19 protein-coding genes are annotated in these 16,140 nt (G+C 64.1%); 13 read left to right on the top strand and 6 right to left on the bottom strand.

Features of this window, described 5'->3' with window-relative positions; all coding sequences use genetic code 11:
- A complete protein-coding gene (locus tag ACSVIK_RS17460; protein ID WP_442445512.1) occupies positions 1-720 on the top strand; it encodes a ferritin Dps family protein in 720 nt (239 codons plus the stop codon).
- Between the two features lie 712 nt (positions 721-1,432).
- Here ACSVIK_RS17460 and ACSVIK_RS17455 read toward each other — a convergent pair.
- Positions 1,433-1,687, bottom strand: coding sequence for a general stress protein (locus ACSVIK_RS17455; protein ID WP_442445537.1), 255 nt, complete (start codon positions 1,685-1,687; stop codon positions 1,433-1,435).
- Positions 1,688-1,928: 241 nt separating this feature from the next.
- Here ACSVIK_RS17455 and ACSVIK_RS17450 point away from each other — a divergent pair, with 241 nt between their 5' ends.
- Complete coding sequence (locus ACSVIK_RS17450) at positions 1,929-3,413, top strand: FAD-dependent oxidoreductase (protein WP_442445511.1); 1,485 nt, start codon at positions 1,929-1,931, stop codon at positions 3,411-3,413.
- Positions 3,414-3,421: 8 nt separating this feature from the next.
- Here the strand turns inward: ACSVIK_RS17450 and ACSVIK_RS17445 are convergent, their stop codons facing one another.
- From ACSVIK_RS17445 to ACSVIK_RS17435, 3 genes are all read right to left on the bottom strand, one after another.
- Positions 3,422-3,904, bottom strand: a complete 483-nt coding sequence (locus tag ACSVIK_RS17445; protein WP_442445510.1) for a hypothetical protein — start codon at positions 3,902-3,904, stop codon at positions 3,422-3,424.
- Between the two features lie 75 nt (positions 3,905-3,979).
- Positions 3,980-4,444 carry a ferritin-like domain-containing protein gene (locus ACSVIK_RS17440; RefSeq protein ID WP_442445509.1) on the bottom strand — a complete coding sequence of 155 codons (465 nt, stop codon included), beginning with the start codon at positions 4,442-4,444 and terminating at the stop codon, positions 3,980-3,982.
- 193 nt (positions 4,445-4,637) lie between these two features.
- Entirely contained in the window at positions 4,638-5,189 is a 552-nt protein-coding gene (locus ACSVIK_RS17435) for an ATP-dependent Clp protease proteolytic subunit (RefSeq protein ID WP_277374707.1), read from the bottom strand.
- An 877-nt stretch (positions 5,190-6,066) separates the two neighbouring features.
- Here ACSVIK_RS17435 and ACSVIK_RS17430 point away from each other — a divergent pair.
- On the top strand, positions 6,067-6,480 hold the full coding sequence (locus ACSVIK_RS17430; protein ID WP_442445508.1) for a CopD family protein: 414 nt from the start codon (positions 6,067-6,069) through the stop codon (positions 6,478-6,480).
- Positions 6,481-6,525: 45 nt separating this feature from the next.
- Here the strand turns inward: ACSVIK_RS17430 and ACSVIK_RS17425 are convergent, their stop codons facing one another.
- Positions 6,526-6,987: a DUF2231 domain-containing protein gene (locus ACSVIK_RS17425; protein WP_442445507.1), complete on the bottom strand. Its 462-nt coding sequence runs from the start codon at positions 6,985-6,987 to the stop codon at positions 6,526-6,528.
- 144 nt (positions 6,988-7,131) lie between these two features.
- Between ACSVIK_RS17425 and coxB the strand changes: the two genes are divergently transcribed.
- The 10 genes from coxB to ACSVIK_RS17375 all read left to right on the top strand — a co-directional run bounded on the left by coxB (position 7,132) and on the right by ACSVIK_RS17375 (position 15,299).
- Entirely contained in the window at positions 7,132-8,019 is an 888-nt protein-coding gene (gene coxB, locus ACSVIK_RS17420; protein WP_442445536.1) for a cytochrome c oxidase subunit II, read from the top strand.
- Positions 8,016-10,547, top strand: a complete 2,532-nt coding sequence (ctaD, locus tag ACSVIK_RS17415) for a cytochrome c oxidase subunit I (protein WP_442445506.1) — start codon at positions 8,016-8,018, stop codon at positions 10,545-10,547. Before coxB ends, ctaD begins: the two co-directional genes overlap by 4 nt.
- The gene (locus tag ACSVIK_RS17410; RefSeq protein ID WP_442445505.1) at positions 10,547-10,900 is read left to right on the top strand and encodes a hypothetical protein; all 354 of its coding nucleotides are present in this window, start codon (positions 10,547-10,549) and stop codon (positions 10,898-10,900) included. The genes ctaD and ACSVIK_RS17410 overlap by 1 nt, the downstream gene beginning before the upstream one ends.
- The gene (locus ACSVIK_RS17405; protein WP_442445504.1) at positions 10,891-11,688 is read left to right on the top strand and encodes a cytochrome c oxidase assembly protein; all 798 of its coding nucleotides are present in this window, start codon (positions 10,891-10,893) and stop codon (positions 11,686-11,688) included. The genes ACSVIK_RS17410 and ACSVIK_RS17405 overlap by 10 nt, the downstream gene beginning before the upstream one ends.
- Before the next feature lie 295 nt (positions 11,689-11,983).
- Positions 11,984-12,301, top strand: coding sequence for a hypothetical protein (locus ACSVIK_RS17400; RefSeq protein ID WP_442445503.1), 318 nt, complete (start codon positions 11,984-11,986; stop codon positions 12,299-12,301).
- 120 nt (positions 12,302-12,421) lie between these two features.
- Positions 12,422-12,739, top strand: a complete 318-nt coding sequence (locus ACSVIK_RS17395) for a hypothetical protein (protein WP_442445502.1) — start codon at positions 12,422-12,424, stop codon at positions 12,737-12,739.
- A 74-nt stretch (positions 12,740-12,813) separates the two neighbouring features.
- The gene (locus ACSVIK_RS17390) at positions 12,814-13,038 is read left to right on the top strand and encodes a PLD nuclease N-terminal domain-containing protein (RefSeq protein WP_442445501.1); all 225 of its coding nucleotides are present in this window, start codon (positions 12,814-12,816) and stop codon (positions 13,036-13,038) included.
- A gap of 136 nt (positions 13,039-13,174) precedes the next feature.
- Positions 13,175-13,552 carry a four-helix bundle copper-binding protein gene (locus ACSVIK_RS17385; RefSeq protein ID WP_442445500.1) on the top strand — a complete coding sequence of 126 codons (378 nt, stop codon included), beginning with the start codon at positions 13,175-13,177 and terminating at the stop codon, positions 13,550-13,552.
- Between the two features lie 92 nt (positions 13,553-13,644).
- The gene (locus ACSVIK_RS17380; protein ID WP_442445499.1) at positions 13,645-14,169 is read left to right on the top strand and encodes a DUF4142 domain-containing protein; all 525 of its coding nucleotides are present in this window, start codon (positions 13,645-13,647) and stop codon (positions 14,167-14,169) included.
- 17 nt (positions 14,170-14,186) lie between these two features.
- A complete protein-coding gene (locus tag ACSVIK_RS17375; protein ID WP_442445498.1) occupies positions 14,187-15,299 on the top strand; it encodes a mechanosensitive ion channel family protein in 1,113 nt (370 codons plus the stop codon).
- Between the two features lie 41 nt (positions 15,300-15,340).
- On the opposite strand, the gene ACSVIK_RS17370 is transcribed toward ACSVIK_RS17375, so the two are convergent.
- Positions 15,341-15,823 (bottom strand): CinA family protein, encoded by a 483-nt coding sequence (locus ACSVIK_RS17370; protein WP_442445497.1) that lies wholly within the window; start codon positions 15,821-15,823, stop codon positions 15,341-15,343.
- Positions 15,824-16,140: the final 317 nt, after the last annotated feature.

Below are 16,140 nucleotides of genomic sequence, written 5' to 3'. Positions count from 1 at the left end.
ATGCAAAACGCAACCAAGATGGGGCTCAACCACACCGGCGCGCAGATGTCGCCGATCGATACCAAGGCCATGCTCAAGGCCAGCCAGGAGGTGCTGCCGGACGTACCCGGCGACGCCCGCAAACTGGCCCTGGTGCGCAGCGAGGAAGTGGCCAGTGCCGATGCCATAGGTTCGGTGCCCTTGCCAGGCTCGTCCAAGGGCATGGTCAAGAGCGCACTGAACAAGCTGGTCGGTGTCAGCCCGGAAATGCTCATCGACAAGCTGGGCGAACGCCTGGCGTTCGAGCGCACCGGCGTGCGTCTTTACGACGCGCTGCTGGCCAAGGCCTCGGTCATCGAGGTGGTCGACGAGGCGCAACTGGAAACCCTGCAACGCTTTCGCGCCGAGGAAGCCGAGCATTTCGAGCTGGTCAAGGCGGCCATGGAAAAGCTCGGCGCCGACCCCACGGCGATGACGCCCTGTGCCGATGTCGCCGGCATCACCGCAATGGGGCTGGTGAAGACCATCAGCGATCCGCGTACCAACCTCGCGCAATCGCTCAATGCCTTGCTGACCGCGGAGCTGACCGATAACGCCGGCTGGGAACTGCTGATCGACCTGGCCGATACCTGTGGCCAGCCCGAGATCGCCGAAAGCTTCTACAAGGCGCTGAATCAGGAGCAGGTGCACCTGCAGAGCATTCGTCAGTGGCTCAAGGATGAGATCGTGCGCCAGGTCTAGCAGGCCAGGCGCCATGGGCATCCATCGCAGAAGGTGGATGCCCACCTGCCCCTTGCCCAGCATTTCCCTCAGGCGCCCACGACAGGTGCCGAGCGTGCGCACGGCGAGGTGATCGGAAAATATAGGTGTATTGGGCGTGAGCCGGGGTGCCGAGCTCGGCATGGCCCGGCGGACTGTTCGCTGGCGCTCCTGAGTCCGCCCTACGGCTGCCCTCATCAAGCACGCAGAGTTACTGGGAATAACCGTAGTTTCAGGCGCGTGCAGAGCCCGCCCAGGAGGGCGAACGGAATCGTCGTGGAAGAGGTTGAGCGGCATGGATGCCGCGACGACTGCATGGATGCAGGAGGTAGAGCGACGCAGGATGCCAAAGCCGAGAGCCACGATGGCCGGGGCCGCCTAGGTAGGGATGGCCCACCGTGGCGGGCCTCTGGAACGACGATGGAGTGAGCGAACCCTGACGCAGCAGGGCGGGGGCGCCTAGCTCGGATGACCGGGCGGAGGGTTTTGGTTACTTTTGTCGGGCCGGCCATCCGGATACAAAAGTGACTCGCCCGGGAGGGCGAAACCAAAAACACCAGCCAAAACGCGGCAATTCGGAACAAACACCTGAAACATCAACACCGTATTGCCAGTCCGGTGTCAACCAGGCATCCCCCTCAAAATGCGAGGAACCTTTAAAAAGAGACGGAGGCCGAAGCCCCCGCCCATGGGCTTACTGGTTGCGACCGCCGTGGCTGTTCTCGCCGCCTTTGCGGCCTGCCTCGGAAGCACGCTCACGGTCATTGGCGAAGTTGCCGCCGCTGGCCTGTCCACCCTTGCGGCCGGCTTCGGAAGCCCGTTGCGGGTCATTCTTGAAGTTGCCGCCGCTGTTCTGCCCGCCCTGGCTGCCAATCTCCTGATAGAAGTCCTTGTCGTGGCTGGCGGAGGTGCTTTCGCCGCCTTTGCGCCCTGCTTCTTCTACGGTCATCTTGCCTTTCTGCGTGGTCATGGAAACCTCCATTTCTTCGCGTTCAAAGGAAAAGGGTTCGCGTGATTGCGTTGGCCCTCACTAGAAGGGAGTGAGTGGATTCGAGGACGGTTCAGGCAATTTTTCGCGGCGATGATGGGCGGTATCTGCAGGCATTCTGCCCTGCGGAAAAAGGTTGAACCGCCTTGCGCGGCGGGCTTTCTACACAGCTATGACGCTGCCCGAACGAGGAGAAATCACCATGTCCGCGCTCTCTGCCACACCCCGCTGTTGCTGGATCGACTCGGCCCCCGAGGGCGACTTCGCCAGGCTCGAAGGTGAACACCAATGCGAGGTGGTGGTGGTCGGTGCCGGTATCGCCGGGCTGAGTACGGCCTTGGCGCTGAGTGAAGCCGGCAAGTCGGTGATGGTGCTCGAGGCGCGGCAGGTGGGGCGCCAGGTCACGGGGCTGTCGACGGCGAAGATCACCACTCAGCACGGGCTGATCTATCGGGAACTGATCGACAGCGTCGGCATGGACATGGCCCAGGCCTATGCCGACGCCAATCGCGAAGGGCTGCGCCGGATAGCGGGCTGGATCCGCGATTACCACATCGCCTGCGACTACCAACCCTGCTCGGCCTATGCCTATGGCCTCTCGCAATCGTCCAGGAGTGCGCTGGTCAGGGAGGCGGAAGCGGCGCGGCTGCTGGGGCTGGAGGCACGGGTGCTGGCCCATGCGCCCCTGCCCTTCGCCACTGCCTGCGCGCTGGAGTTTCCGGGCCAGGCGCAGTTCAACCCGGCCAGTTACCTGGGGGGCCTGGCGCATGCCGTGCAGAGCAAGGGAGGACGGGTTTTCGAGCACAGTCGGGCGATGAGCTTCGAGCAGCAGGACGGGCGCTGGAAGGTCGGCTGCACGCAAGGCAGCGTCAGCGCCGCGCAGGTGGTGCTGGCCACGCATATGCCGGTGCAGACGCCGGTGGATTACATCAGCCCGACCCAACCCCGCTGCCACGTGGCCATGGCCTTCCGCCCCGAACCCGGCCAGACACTGGAGGGCATGTTCATCGCGGTCGAGCAACCGACGCATTCCATCCGCATGGGCCAGGACGCCGAAGGGCCGCTGATGGTCGTGCTCGGGCCGCGCTTCAACACCGGCCAGGATGGCGACGTGGCGCGGCGTTTCGTCGAGCTGGAACGCTGGTCCCGGGCGCATCTGCCGGTAGCCGAGGCCCTGTGGCGCTGGTGCAACGAGGATTACGACACGCCGGATCGCATGGCCTACGTCGGCGAACCCGACCCCAGTGGCTCGCCGGGGCTGTACATCGCCACCGGCTTCAGCGCCTGGGGCATCAGCAACGGTACGGCGGCCGGTCATGGTCTGGCGCAGCAGATCGTCAGCGCGCACTGGCCCTGGGGCAGCCTCTTCGACCCCCGGCGGCCACCCGTTCAGAAGCTCAACCAGAGCAGCGACACGCACACACGCCTCGACTCCCTGTCTGCCCTCGCTCCCGGTGAGGGTGGCGTGATCAACCAGGGTGAAGAACGGCTGGCGGTCTGGCGTGACGATGCCGGCGCCTTGCATGCGCTGTCTGCGGCCTGCACGCACAAGGGCTGTGCGGTGACCTGGAACAACGCTGACCGCACCTGGGATTGCCCCTGCCATGGCTCGATCTTCGAGGCCGACGGCAGCGTGCGCCACGGCCCGGCGCGCGAGCCGCTGAGCAAGCGCTCGCTGCCAGGCTGAGGCGCGGTTCAGTCGATATCGGCGATGGGGTCGAGCGCATCCAGTTGCGGCCAGTGCGCACGCGCTGCCCGCAACTGACGGATGCGCACCTGGGCGCAGTGATGATGCTCGACCAGTTGGCGCTTGAACGCCGGTGACAGGGTTTGCCCGAGCAGGCTCTCGAAGTCGTGCTCGATCTCGGTTTCGCACAGCAGTGCCAGGGCGAGCCGGTTTCGGTCACCGCCGGGAGCGCCCAGTGTGCTGAACGCATTGCGACAGCGCCGCCACAGGCCGAGCAGGCCACGATGCCTGGCGAGCAAGCCGCCATAGCTGGTGATCTGCCCGTGCAGGCAGTTGCTCAGGGCGCCCTGTTCACGTTCGCGCTCGGCCAGGAACTGGCGCAGAGGCGCCGCCTGGGCACCGGCTGCGAGCTGGCGGAAGTGGCGTTGCGCGCACAGGCAGGTAAGGTGCAGGCGCTTGAGGTGGGCGATGGTCTTGTCCAGGGTGGGCATGCGTGCTGCTTGTCTTCGCTTCGCGGGGATAAATGAAGCCAGGCGGCGCGTGGCGCACGCCCGGCACGAGGGTCATCAGCTCTTGGCGCGTTCGGCGTTGCGCAGCGCGCGCACCTCGTCGTGGTTGCGCAGTACGCCTTCGTACTGACGCTGCACCATGGCGCGAATGTCGCTGGGCAGGTTCTCTTTCAGCGCCTCGCTGTAGCGCGACTTGGCCACGTCCTCGCCACGTTCGGCTTCGTTGAGGATGGCGGTGTCATCCTTGCCGGTGACCAGGGACTTGAGATCGACCCAGCGGCGATGCAGATCCGCGCCGGTGCTGGTGCTGTCCTCCGGTTCGTCACCGAATGCCAGCACGGTTTTCTGCAGCTCCGCGGCGGCCTCGGCGCATTGACGGGCACGCCGGGTGAAGAGCTCCTGGATGTCCGGGCGGGAGATGTCATCGGCACAGGCCTTGAAGCCAGCCTCACCGTCCTTGCAGGTTTCGATCAGTTTGTTGAGGGTGCGGATGAGTGCTTTGCGATCGTCCGGGTTATCCATGTTTGACCTCCAGGCCGTGATGACGGCCGATGCTGGTTGCTGGATGCCCCTGGCGGACACCTCCGGCCCCCGCCTCAACGTTGCGCTGATAGCAGCGGGGTGCCTGAAGAAGTGCCCTGTCGGGGTACATGGAATCCGACGGGCCGCTTGCTGCGAACGTTCAGGTAATTTTCCAGGCGGCTGGTATTCGGCTTCAGGTGTGCACGCACCAGTTGACGGCTTCAGCTGGCATGCCCAGGCAGTCGATGCGGTCGATCACGCCCGCCTGCAATGCCTCCTCGGCATTGAGAATGCGCGGCGCGCAGGTCAGGCAATCGAGCACGTTCAATGGCGACTCGGCCGTGAGGGTGCGCTCCTTGACGATGTCGCTATAGAGCTGCAGGTCGTAGTCCAGGCTCATGGCGTATTCGGACATGCGCGAATGGTCGACCGCGCCGTTGACCGTCCAGTGAAAGGGGTGAAAGAGGAACTTGCTATGCGGGCAGGCCGTGCGGGTCTGCCCGGCGAGAAAGATGATGTTGCCCATCGATTCCACCGTGCCCAGGTTGTGGGTGGTAACCGGCACCGGCAAGGAAATGAGGAAGTTGTACAACGAGAAGCCGTAGCTGCACTCCCCGCCCATGGTGGCGATCTTGACGATCAGCTCATCGGCCCCCTGGTGGATGGCCTGGCTGCATTTGTCGATCAACTGCCCGCAGGTGTAGGAGTTGATCGGTGCAGTGAAATGCACGACGTGGGTTCTCATGATGATCTCCTCTGCCAACGAGGGCCTTGAAATGGCCTCCTCTTCAAGGAGTGGGGATTGGCCGTCAGGGTTTCATTTTTCTGCCTGGCCAGTCGCGGCTCTCGGCTTTGCCATCTTGCGTCGCTCTACCTCCTGCATCCATGCACTCGTCGCGGCATTCATGTCGCTCAACCGTGGTGCCGAACTCGGCATGGCCCGGCGGACTGTTCGCTGGCGCTCCTGAGTCCGCCCTACGGCTGCCAAGCATCGGCGTAGGGCGTACTCGCGAAGCAGTACGCCGTTGGGACAGGGGGTTACCTAGGGTTCAGGCGCGTGCAGAGCCCGCCCAGGAGGGCGAACGGAGTCGTCGTGGAAGAGGTTGAGCGACATGGATGTCGCGAGAGCCGCGATGGGCCAGGGATGGCCCACCGCGGCGGGCCTCTGGAGCGGCGATGGAGCGAACGAACCCTGGCGCAGCCAGGGCCGGATGACCGGGCGGAGGTTTTGGTTACTTTTGCCCCAAAAGTGACTCGCCCGGGAGGGCGAAACCAAAAACATCAGCAAAAACGCGGCAATCCGGAACAAGCATCGAACACCGAAACAACCGAAACAACCGAAAACCAGCACACGGCAAGCACCGACCGACGCCAAACAAAAAACCTGAACATATCGATCTCCCCCGAACTCAGTGCTTACAAGGGAATTACGGTGCCTCGCGTACCCGATCCAGGCCTGTGATCGAAATTCCCCCGGGGCCGCCGCATCGTCTCCCTCCTTCTCCTTGCGGCGGTTCCTTCTTTGTCTTTCCTGCCGAGGGCGTGAAGGGGCCGCGCTCGCATCGCCTCAGGCGGCCAGCCGCCAGGTAGCCGCTGACAACCAAAGGAGGCCAGCGCATTCCATGCCGCTGCTCAAACTGCTGCATCTGTCCTCATTGATCTGCTGGTGCGGTGCCCTGCTCTACCTGCCGGCGATGATCGCCGCCGGTACCCGCAGCAGTGATGACCTGTTCTACCGCGACCACGCCCATCTCACCCGCATGCTGTTCACCCTGGTGGCGACGCCGGCGGCGTTGCTGGCCATCGCTTCGGGCACGGCGCTGTTCCTGCGCGAGCAGCTATTCGACGCCTGGCTGATCGTCAAGCTCACCAGCGTGGCCGGCATGGTGGTCTGCCATGCCCTGTGCGGCGTGCTGATCCTGCGTATCGAGCGGGTGGCGGAACCTTCGTTGCGCCGTCAATGCGCGGTGATCGGCGTGCTGATTCTGACCCTGATCGGCTGCACGCTGTGGCTGGTACTGGGCAAACCCTTCTGAACGAGGAGCCTCCCGCACATGCCCCCAGCCCCGCTCGCGCGCCACTCACGGCCGGGTATCGACGCCCACGCCATGCTCGTACACCAGGCGCCCGCCGAGGTAGGCCGCCAGGGCGATCAGCGTGGCGGTGAGCAGCGACAGGTAAAGCCCCCAGCGTTCCATGCCCTGCTCCGGCCCGGCGTAACGCAGCAGCCAGTTGAGCGAGGCCAGCGACAGCATCATCACGGCGATGATGGCATGGCACCAGGCAGTGACCTTGCGGCGAATGCTGGTGACGCTGAGCAGATCCACCAGCCCGGCGAGGCTGGCGACCCAGCCACCGAAGGCGCCGACACCCGCCAGCCAGAGGCTGGCACGCGCCCAGAACGGGTCGCCCAGCCACAGGTAGGCCATGTCGCTGGCCACCAGGCCGAGCAAGGCGGCCACCGGGAAGTGAATCATCATCGGGTGCAGGGGATGGCCGGCAATGGCGGCGCGGCTGACGATAGGTTGGTTGCTTGGGGGCATCGCGGCGTTCCTGAGCAGATGAATGAAGGCGCCCGGCACCGGCAAGGACGCCGCCCTCGTCTGAAATTGACCGCGCTGGCCCTGTCAGTTCCGCTTATCTGTGCCTGCCAGGGGCCGCAGTCGATGCTCGACCCGGCCGGCCCCATGGCGCGCGAAGTGGCCGTGCTGTGGTGGGTGATGTGTGGCTTCGCCAGCCTGGTGCTGCTGTTGGTGACCGCGCTCTGGGTGCATGCCATGCGCCGTGCGCCACGCGCGGTGGACGAGGCCAGGGCACGTACCATCACCCTGCGCTGGCTGGTCGGCGGTGGCTTGCTGCTGCCGGGCCTGAGCATCATCCTGCTGTTGCTGTTCGGCGTGCCCATCGGCCAGCGCATGCTGCCCTTGCCGCTGAGCGAGCCGCCGCTGCGCATCGAGGTGATCGGCCACCAGTGGTGGTGGGAGGTGCGCTACCCGCAAAGCGGCGTGGTCACCGCCAACCAGTTGCACCTGCCGGCTGGGCAGCCGGTGGATCTGGACGTCAGCAGCGCAGATGTCATCCATGCCTTCTGGGTGCCGCGCCTGGGCGGCAAGATCGACATGATCCCCGGTCGGCACAACCGCATCCGCCTGCAGGCCGATGCGCCGGGCGTGTTTCGTGGTCAGTGCTCGGAGTTCTGCGGCACCCAGCACAGCCACATGATCCTCGACGTGCAGGCGCACACGCCCGAAGACTTCCTGGCCTGGCTGCAGGATCGCCGTGAGCCACAGATCACGGCGCTGTCGGGCGCAGCCGGCGCCACCTTCCTGGCCCGCTGCGGCCAATGCCATCGCGTCGCGGGCGTCAGTGCGGGCACGCGCGGGCCGGATCTCAGCGATGTCGGCAGCCGCGCCCATCTCGGTGCCGGCGTGCTGGCCAACGAGCCCGGCGCCATCCTGCGCTGGTTACGGCAGCACCAGCGGCTCAAGCCTGGCAATGCCATGCCGCACCACGACGATCTCGACCCCGATCAACTCGGCGCCATCGCCGACTGGCTGGAGACCCTGGCACCGTGAGCGACGACAAGGCCGACGCAACACTCGACGCGCAACAACTACACGACCGCTTCAACGAGGTCTGGGGCAACCCGCGCGGCTGGAAGGCCCTGACCATCGTCAACCACAGCACCGTCGGCGTGCGCTTCATGCTCACCGGCCTGGGCTTCTTCCTCTTCGGCGGGCTGCTGGCGATGCTGATTCGCACGCAACTGGCGCTGCCCGGGCGGGAATTCCTCACGCCGGATCTGTACAACCAGATCTTCACCATGCACGGCACGGTGATGATGTTCCTGTTCGCCGTGCCGATGATGGAAGGCCTGGCGGTCTACCTGATCCCCAAGATGCTCGGCGCACGCGACCTGGTGTTCCCCCGGCTGTCGGCGCTGGGCTACTGGTGCTACCTGTTCGGCGGGCTGATTCTCTGTGCCAGCCTGCTGCTGGGCATCGCGCCCAAGGCCGGCTGGTTCATGTACACGCCGTTGTCCAGCGCCGCCCACACGCCGGGGCCGAACTCGGATTTCTGGCTGATCGGCATTACCTTCGTGGAGATATCGGCAGTGTCTGCCGGGGTCGAGCTGGTGGTGTCGATCCTGCGCACGCGGGCCGAGGGCATGGCGCTGAACCGCATGCCGATCTACGCCTGGTACATCCTGGTGATGGCCATGATGATCGTGGTCGGCTTCCCGCCGCTGATTCTCGGCAGCATTCTGCTGGAGCTGGAACGCGCCGCCGGCCTGCCCTTCTTCGAGGTGGCCCGGGGCGGCGACCCGCTGCTCTGGCAGCACCTGTTCTGGCTGTTCGGCCACCCCGAGGTGTACATCATCTTCCTGCCCGCAGCCGGCATCGTCTCCACCCTGCTGCCGGTGTTCTGCCAGCGCCCGCTGGTGGGCTACCGCTGGGTGGTGCTGGCAATTCTCACCACTGGCTTCATCAGTTTCGGCCTGTGGGTGCACCACATGTTCACCGTGGGCATCCCGCAACTGGCGCAGGCCTTCTTCTCGGCGGCGAGCATGCTGGTGGCGGTGCCGACGGCGATCCAGGTGTTCGCCTGGATCGCCACCCTGTGGCTGGGGCGCCCGCGCTATCACGTGCCCATGCTGTGGCTGCTGGGCTTTCTGGTGATCTTCGTCTGTGGCGGCCTGACCGGGGTGATGCTGGCTCTGGTGCCCTTCGATTGGCAGGTGCACGACACCCATTTCGTGGTGGCGCACATGCACTACGTGCTGGTGGGCGGCATGTTCTTCCCGCTGCTGGCCGGCCTGTACTACTGGCTGCCGCACTTCTCCGGGCGCATGCCGTCGCTGCGCCTGGGCAGATGGGGCTTCTGGCTGGTATTCATTGGCTTCAACCTGACCTTCCTGATCATGCACTGGACCGGCATGATGGGCATGCCCAGGCGCATCTACACCTACCAGGGCGAACTGGGCTGGGATCTGCCGAACCTGCTGTCGTCGATCGGCAGCTTCATCATGGCCATCGGCATCGCCACGGTGTTGCTGGATATCGTCCTGCACTTTCGCTTCGGCCTGCCGGCCGCCGACAACCCCTGGCAGGCCGATACCCTGGAGTGGGCCACGCACCTGCCACCGAGCCCCTACAACTTCGTCAGCCTGCCGCGCATCGACAGCCGCCATCCGCTGTGGGATGCGCCGCAACTGCCGCACAGCATCGCCCGAGGTGAACACGCGCTGACGGTGATCGACCACGGCCGCCGGGAAACCTGGGGCGTCGAACCGCTGACCGGCAAGGTGCGCGAGATCATCCACCTGCCCGGCAACAGTGCGCTGCCCTTTCTCGCCGCTCTGGCCATCGCCGTGCTGTGCCTGGGGCTGCTGTTCAAACTGTACTGGGGCGCCCTGCTCGCCTGCCTGGTGGCGCTGGCGCTGCTGCTGCGCTGGAGCTGGGAGAACGGCGCCCACCCGCGCGCCGCGCCGGATGCCCGCACCCAACCCGGCGAGCCGCCGCTGCACTCGCGCACCTGCGATGGGCCGGGGCTGTGGGGCATGGGGGTGACGCTGCTGGCCAACGGCGCGCTGTACCTGTCGCTGCTGTTCGGCTGGTTCTACCTGTGGACGGTGGCGCCACACTGGCAGGCGCCGTCGCAGCCGGTCTTCGACCAGCGTCTGGTGCTGGCCAGCGGCGTGCTGCTCGGCCTTGCCGTACTCTGGCAACGCCCGCTGCTGCAGCGTCTGCGTAAGGGCCAGGGCGAGCCAGCGGCATTGCTCAGGTGCTTCAGCGGCATCGCCCTGCTCGGCCTGCTGCAATCGGCATTGCTGCTCTGGGCCATGCTCGGAGGGCAACTGGCACCGCGCGCGACTGCGCACGATGCCGTGACGCTGGTACTGCTGGGTTACAGCCTCATGCATGGCCTGCTGGCCTGCGTGCTCAGCGCCCTGCAGGCGCTGCGCGTGCACCACGGCTATGTGGGTAAGCAGGCACCTTACGAGCCACTGGTAGTCGCCCAGCTCTGGCACTACAACCTGGCGGTGCTGTGGATCAGCTACTGCGCGCTGGTGCTGTTCCCGCCCACCTTCGGAGGCCTTTGATGCAATCCTTGCGCTCCCCCTACAACCCGCTGCACATAGTGCTCGGCCTGGTGCTCTGGAGCCTGTGGTTCGTGGCGCTGTACGGCGGGCTTTCGCTGGGTTGCGCAGCCGCTCCACCGCCTGCGGCGCAAGGCCCCTGGAACTGGCTCAACGCCCTGCTCGGTGTGATGAGCCTGCTCACCTTGCTGGTGCTGCTGTGGCTGGCGCGGCATTTTCAGTTAGCGGCCAGGCGCAGCGTTGCGGGCTCGGTGCAGGGCTTCATCGCCCGGCTGGCGGCCAGCGTGCACCTGGTGGGCGCCATCGCCACCCTGTTCATAGGCCTGACCACCCTGCTGCTGCCGCCATGCATCTGACCCTCGCCCTGCTGCCTGGCCAGGTCTACGCCCATGGCGTGCTGACTCCCGAGCTGAGCCTGGACGAGCGCTTGCCCCTGCTGCTGGCCGCGCTGCTGCTCGGCACGGCCTGGCTGCTCTATGGCCTCGGTTCGCGCCGGGTACGCCCGCATGGGCGCGAAGCCTGGTGGATGCACCTGGCCATGCTGATCACCCTGCTGGCCGTGTTCGGCCCCCTGGACGAGTGGGCCGAAACCAGCACCAGCCTGCATATGCTGCAGCACATGGCGTTCATGATCGTCATCGCGCCGCTGTGGGCGCTGGCGCGACCCTTGCCACAATGGCGCGCGATGCTCGGCCACTGGCCGCGCCCGGCGTTCGACGCGGTGCTGCGCAGCGGCCGTTATCCGGTGGCGCTGGCCATGCTGCATGGCGCGATGATCTGGATCTGGCACAGCCCCAGCCTGTACCTGCTGGCGCTGCGAGATCCCGCCTGGCATGCCATCGAGCATGCCTGCTTCCTGTTCAGTGCCTGGCTGTTCTGGTGGTCGTGCCTGCACGCCAGCCCCAGGCGCGTGCCAGAAGCGCTGATGGCACTACTGCTGACGCTGATGCATACCGGCCTGCTGGGGGCACTGCTCACCTTCGGCAATCGCTCCTTCTATGGCGCTGAACGAGCCATTGCCGACCAGCAATTGGCAGGGCTGTTGATGTGGGTGCCGGGCAGCCTGGTCTACCTGGCTGCCGCCGCCTGGATCACCTGGCGCTGGCTGAGCCGCATCTGGCGTCGTCAGGGGCAATCGGGCTGAACGTCGAGCTCACTCGAGAATGAAGCATGGCGAAATGCAATCAAGTTTGGGGTTGTTTTATTGGCGCTTTTCCAATCGCACTATCTGCCTTACTCAAGTGCCGGAAAAAAATCAATAAAACCTTTCTCTCAGGCGCGCTTGATTTGTTTACTTGTCGAGACCGTCAATTATATGCAACATAGTCTCCGAGTTGCTTGATATCAGATTGATAGAAATTCCGACCATTCGTCCTTTCGACTGGACGATCAGAGAGAGATCGCTATGTTTGATTGTTGTTCCCAACAAGGAGGCAACAATGAAAGCGGACATAGACAGAATCAAGTCAGCACTCTCTTGCTATGCAATCGATGAAACTTATCGGCCCGATGGCAGTGTGGTGTTGACGGTAAAACACGGAGACAAAAAGATCGTTCGGGTCATCGAACCAAATAGCGACCCAGAACAGACCGTGCGCCTCATCAAGTTCGACATGACCTTGGACGAAACTGGAGAGGCGATCAATGAAGCGGTCAAGTACTGCAATTGCACTCAACTGCCGACGTACTCGCGCGAGCCCATCTTCCGGACGCGTCACGCCCGGTTGTGGGCCCTCAGAAAGATTACCAATCCATGAGGAGCCGACGTTATGCCGACACCCCTAGACTCACCATCTCACTCACGTATCCAGGCCATGGCTCGCGGTGCCAGCCGGCATGCGGCCTGTTGCCTGCACCTACCCGATGAATGGCCATACATGGCCTGTTCGACCTGCCTGGTGGCGCTGCTGATCCTGCACCCCTTCGACTCGTCCTCGGCAACCGCTACACAGCCCGATGCGAGCCTTGCGGGTCAGCGCTCGTTACACGAAATAACCACCCATTGTCTGCAGGATCAGGGGCGCAGCACGGTCAGCAGCGCAGCGCTCGCAGAGCCTGCGGATATCGATGACCCGCGCTTCAGCCGCTCGCTTCTCACCTGCCGCAGCGACAGCGTCGTACCGGGAATGTATCCGGCCCATAGCCACGTACAGAACCGGATCATCCAGGCGGCGCCCGTCAGCAGAAGCTTCTGAAGGCCCAGGCCTGGCCGCTCTTTGGCCAGGCTTGCCCGCCACCTTCTCCCGCCATGCCAAAGGATCACCGGATCATGCCGGACGCACTCGTCTATTTCTGGATCGCGCTCGCCGTGATCATCGCGTTCATTCATCTATGGGCCATCGTCAACGTCTTTCGCAGTGACAAGCCATTGCCCAGCAAGACTCGCTGGGCATTGTTCATCGGACTCGTGCCGGTCATTGGCCTGGTTGTCTGGGGTATTGCCGGGCCGCGTGGACATGATGACGGGCCACAATCACCGGAACATAGCAAGTGATAAAAGTTACTTATCCTCTGATAGTCTCAAGTTATCTGTTGCCGCGCATATGGCGAGATATTAGCACCTCCATAGTGGCAATTGAATATTGCACTTCCGGGAAACCTTTGCAGCACTTGTACAGGAGAATGGAGAGATGAAAGATGCGTATAACCATGCAAATGAAATAATGGCATACAACAGTTGTGCTGATGCCTGCGAACATTGTATTGCCCTCTGTCTCAGTGAAAAGAACGCTGCCTATTTTCGCTGTATCGAACTATGCCGTGACTGCGCCGATCTTTGTCGGCAGACGGCAACTTTCATGTTACGAAACAGTGACTATGCGGATGTTTGTGCACAACTTTGCCGGGTCGCCTGTCTGGCCTGCGCGGAAGAATGCCTCAGCCACGACGCAGCGCATTGCCAGGCCTGCGCGCAAAGCTGCCAGGCCTGCGCCGACGAGGTGCTGATCAACGATCCAGGCAACGAGGATCCAGGCTCGCTGATCGAGGACGAGGGGGCACCGTCCTGAGCCTTCTGTGCCCTTGAGGCAAATTCTCCCTGAACCAAGACCTCCAGTTGGCCTTCTACCCCCATGAATGCATAACCACAGGAGAAACGACCATGCGTCCATTCAAACCACTGAGCTTGCTGGCCCTCCTTGCCCTGGCCATGTTTGCCGTTGGTAGCCTGCAGGCTGCCGATCAGGTCGAGGCGATCGACACCGATGAATTCGTCGAGGAAGCTTCGGCCAAAGGCATCGCCGAGATCGAGGCCGCCAAGCTGGCGCTGGAGAAGGCCCGGAGCGAAGAGGTCAAGGGTTTCGCCCAGATGATGATCGACGATCACCGCAAGGCCAATCAGGAGCTCAAGGAACTGGCCAAGCGCAAGGATCTGGAAGTGTCCGACGATGCCGAGCTGATCAGCCAAGCCAAGGCCATGATTCTGGAAATGCGTGATCAGGACAGCTTCGACAAGGCCTACATGAACAACCAGGTCGGCGCTCACCAGGAGACCATCGAGCTGTTCAAGCGCGGCATGAAGGCGCAGGATCAGGACATCGCCGCCTTCGCCCGGGAAACCCTGCCCAAGCTCGAGAAGCACCTGGAGCGGGCTCAGCGCATCAACGGTGAACTGCCCGAGAACTGATCCGCCCGGCAACGCTCATGTTGAACGGTGACTGGCTCGCCTTCCTGCCCTGGCCAGCACTGCGCACTCTCTGCGTGGTGTTGCTGGCGGCAGGACTGGCGAGCCTTTTCGTGACCACCCTGCTGCGCCTGCTGAGCCGCCTCGGCAGCCACCTGCCCTTCGCCCAGGTTCTGTTGCAGCGCTGCCGTGCCCCCTTGCGCTGGCTGGTGCCCCTGCTCGCCGCGCAACTGGCCTTGAACGCCGCGCCGGATGACATGGCGCTGATCGCCGAGGCCCGACGCATCATGGCGCTGGCCAGCATCGCGGTATTCACCTGGCTCGGTTTGCGTGCAGCCGATGCACTGCAGCGCATCGTCGTGCTGCACCATCCGGTGGATGTCGTCGACAACCTGCAGGCACGCCGCATCCAGACCCAGACGCGGGTACTGGTGCGCATCCTCAGCGTGTTCGTGTGGTTATTCGGCTTATCCACCATGCTCATGACCTTCCCCGCCGCGCGCCAGTTCGGCGCCAGCCTGCTGGCATCGGCCGGGCTCGCCGGGCTGGCGGTGGGCTTCGCCGCCAAGCCGGTGCTGGGCAACCTGATCGCCGGGCTGCAGATCGCCCTGACCCAGCCCATCCGCCTGGACGACGTGGTCATAGTCGAGAACGAATGGGGGCGCATCGAGGAGATCAGTGGCAGTTACGTGGTGGTGCGCATCTGGGATGACCGGCGCCTGGTGGTACCGCTGCAATGGTTCATCGAGAATCCTTTCCAGAACTGGACTCGCCGCAGCAGCTCGATCACCGGCTCGGTGTTCTTCTGGGTCGATTACGCCACGCCACTGGAGCCGCTGCGCCAGGAACTCACGCGCCTGTGCCAGGCAGCGCCGCACCTGTGGGACGAGCGGGTCAACGTATTGCAGGTGGTGGACGCCAGCGAGCGTGCCATGCAATTGCGCGTGCTGGTCAGTTCGCGTGACTCCTCGCGCAACTGGGATTTGCGCTGCTACATCCGCGAGAACCTGATCAACTTCGTCAGCAACCGCTATCCCGAGCACCTGCCCCGTCTACGTGCCAGCCTACAGGGCGACAGGCCGCAAGCCCCGCAGGTGCCTACCGCCGAGGCGCAGCGCCAACCGCCGGTGTGACAGGCCTTTGCAACGACACCTATGTCTTCTAGCAGGCGTGCTCAAGTGGCGCGCAGGCGCTCGTAGTAATAGGGCAGTTGCAGCAAGGCATAACGCGCCGTGGCTTCGCGCACCTCGTTGCGCGAGCCGCTGAACTGCAGCGTTTCGCTGACGATGCCCTGGTGTTGCTGCAAACGCATGGCGCAGGCGATGCATTGCAGACCGTCACGCTCGTCATCGGCCTCGGCCAGGCCGGTATTGGCCAGGGCGATGTGAGCATCGCTGCGTTGCAGCATGCCCAGCGCCATCTCCCGCGCCACCTCCTCGCTGGTCAGGCCATAGCGCTCGATGGTGCCGGCAGCCACTCCCAGGCAGCGTTGCTTGGCCTGCACCGAATAGACCACGAAGCCGCAATCGAGCACCTCGCCACTGCCGGGCACATCGGCCACCAGCGAGGCCATCAGCCCGGCGGTGCAGGATTCCGCCGTGCTCAGGCGCAGCTTGTACTTGCGCAGAAAATTCACCACCTGCTCGACACTGTCCATTCAGGCGCTCTCCTCGGTTGTGCTGGCTTGCCTAATGGAAGTCGGTGCCGGTGGCAAAGTTCAACCTTTCGGGGGCAACGGAGGTGGGGTTGGCTGTTGTGTGGGGGCTTGATTGTGGTGTTCGGGACGCCGCTGCGGTGTTCGGGAACTCCTTGTTCGCCCTCGAGCGACTCGCTTGTTCCGAATTGCCGCGTTTTTGCTGATATCTCTGGTTTCGCCCTCCCGGGCGAGTCACTTTTGGGGCAAAAGTAACCAAAACCCTCCGCCCGATCATCCGGCCCTGGCTGCGCCAGGGTTCGCTCACTCCATCGCCGTTC

It is taken from the genome of Pseudomonas sp. NCHU5216, assembly GCF_052156495.1.
Classification (GTDB): Bacteria; Pseudomonadota; Gammaproteobacteria; order Pseudomonadales; family Pseudomonadaceae; genus Aquipseudomonas.
This window is presented reverse-complemented; position numbering and strand designations above follow the sequence as displayed.

What these genes read in the sequence shown, in the direction of transcription:
- ACSVIK_RS17425 (WP_442445507.1), bottom strand. Translation starts at nt 6,987, where the DNA reads ATGCCCCCAAGCAACCAACCTATCGTCAGCCGCGCCGCCATTGCCGGC.
- ACSVIK_RS17440 (WP_442445509.1), bottom strand. Translation starts at nt 4,444, where the DNA reads ATGGATAACCCGGACGATCGCAAAGCACTCATCCGCACCCTCAACAAA.
- ACSVIK_RS17460 (WP_442445512.1), top strand. Translation starts at nt 1, where the DNA reads ATGCAAAACGCAACCAAGATGGGGCTCAACCACACCGGCGCGCAGATG.
- ACSVIK_RS17390 (WP_442445501.1), top strand. Translation starts at nt 12,814, where the DNA reads ATGCCGGACGCACTCGTCTATTTCTGGATCGCGCTCGCCGTGATCATC.
- ACSVIK_RS17435 (WP_277374707.1), bottom strand. Translation starts at nt 5,189, where the DNA reads ATGAGAACCCACGTCGTGCATTTCACTGCACCGATCAACTCCTACACC.
- ACSVIK_RS17430 (WP_442445508.1), top strand. Translation starts at nt 6,067, where the DNA reads ATGCCGCTGCTCAAACTGCTGCATCTGTCCTCATTGATCTGCTGGTGC.
- ACSVIK_RS17455 (WP_442445537.1), bottom strand. Translation starts at nt 1,687, where the DNA reads ATGACCGTAGAAGAAGCAGGGCGCAAAGGCGGCGAAAGCACCTCCGCC.
- ACSVIK_RS17445 (WP_442445510.1), bottom strand. Translation starts at nt 3,904, where the DNA reads ATGCCCACCCTGGACAAGACCATCGCCCACCTCAAGCGCCTGCACCTT.
- ACSVIK_RS17375 (WP_442445498.1), top strand. Translation starts at nt 14,187, where the DNA reads ATGTTGAACGGTGACTGGCTCGCCTTCCTGCCCTGGCCAGCACTGCGC.
- ACSVIK_RS17450 (WP_442445511.1), top strand. Translation starts at nt 1,929, where the DNA reads ATGTCCGCGCTCTCTGCCACACCCCGCTGTTGCTGGATCGACTCGGCC.
- ACSVIK_RS17410 (WP_442445505.1), top strand. Translation starts at nt 10,547, where the DNA reads ATGCAATCCTTGCGCTCCCCCTACAACCCGCTGCACATAGTGCTCGGC.
- ACSVIK_RS17395 (WP_442445502.1), top strand. Translation starts at nt 12,422, where the DNA reads ATGGCCTGTTCGACCTGCCTGGTGGCGCTGCTGATCCTGCACCCCTTC.
- ACSVIK_RS17380 (WP_442445499.1), top strand. Translation starts at nt 13,645, where the DNA reads ATGCGTCCATTCAAACCACTGAGCTTGCTGGCCCTCCTTGCCCTGGCC.
- coxB (WP_442445536.1), top strand. Translation starts at nt 7,132, where the DNA reads ATGGCGCGCGAAGTGGCCGTGCTGTGGTGGGTGATGTGTGGCTTCGCC.
- ACSVIK_RS17400 (WP_442445503.1), top strand. Translation starts at nt 11,984, where the DNA reads ATGAAAGCGGACATAGACAGAATCAAGTCAGCACTCTCTTGCTATGCA.
- ACSVIK_RS17385 (WP_442445500.1), top strand. Translation starts at nt 13,175, where the DNA reads ATGAAAGATGCGTATAACCATGCAAATGAAATAATGGCATACAACAGT.
- ACSVIK_RS17405 (WP_442445504.1), top strand. Translation starts at nt 10,891, where the DNA reads ATGCATCTGACCCTCGCCCTGCTGCCTGGCCAGGTCTACGCCCATGGC.
- ACSVIK_RS17370 (WP_442445497.1), bottom strand. Translation starts at nt 15,823, where the DNA reads ATGGACAGTGTCGAGCAGGTGGTGAATTTTCTGCGCAAGTACAAGCTG.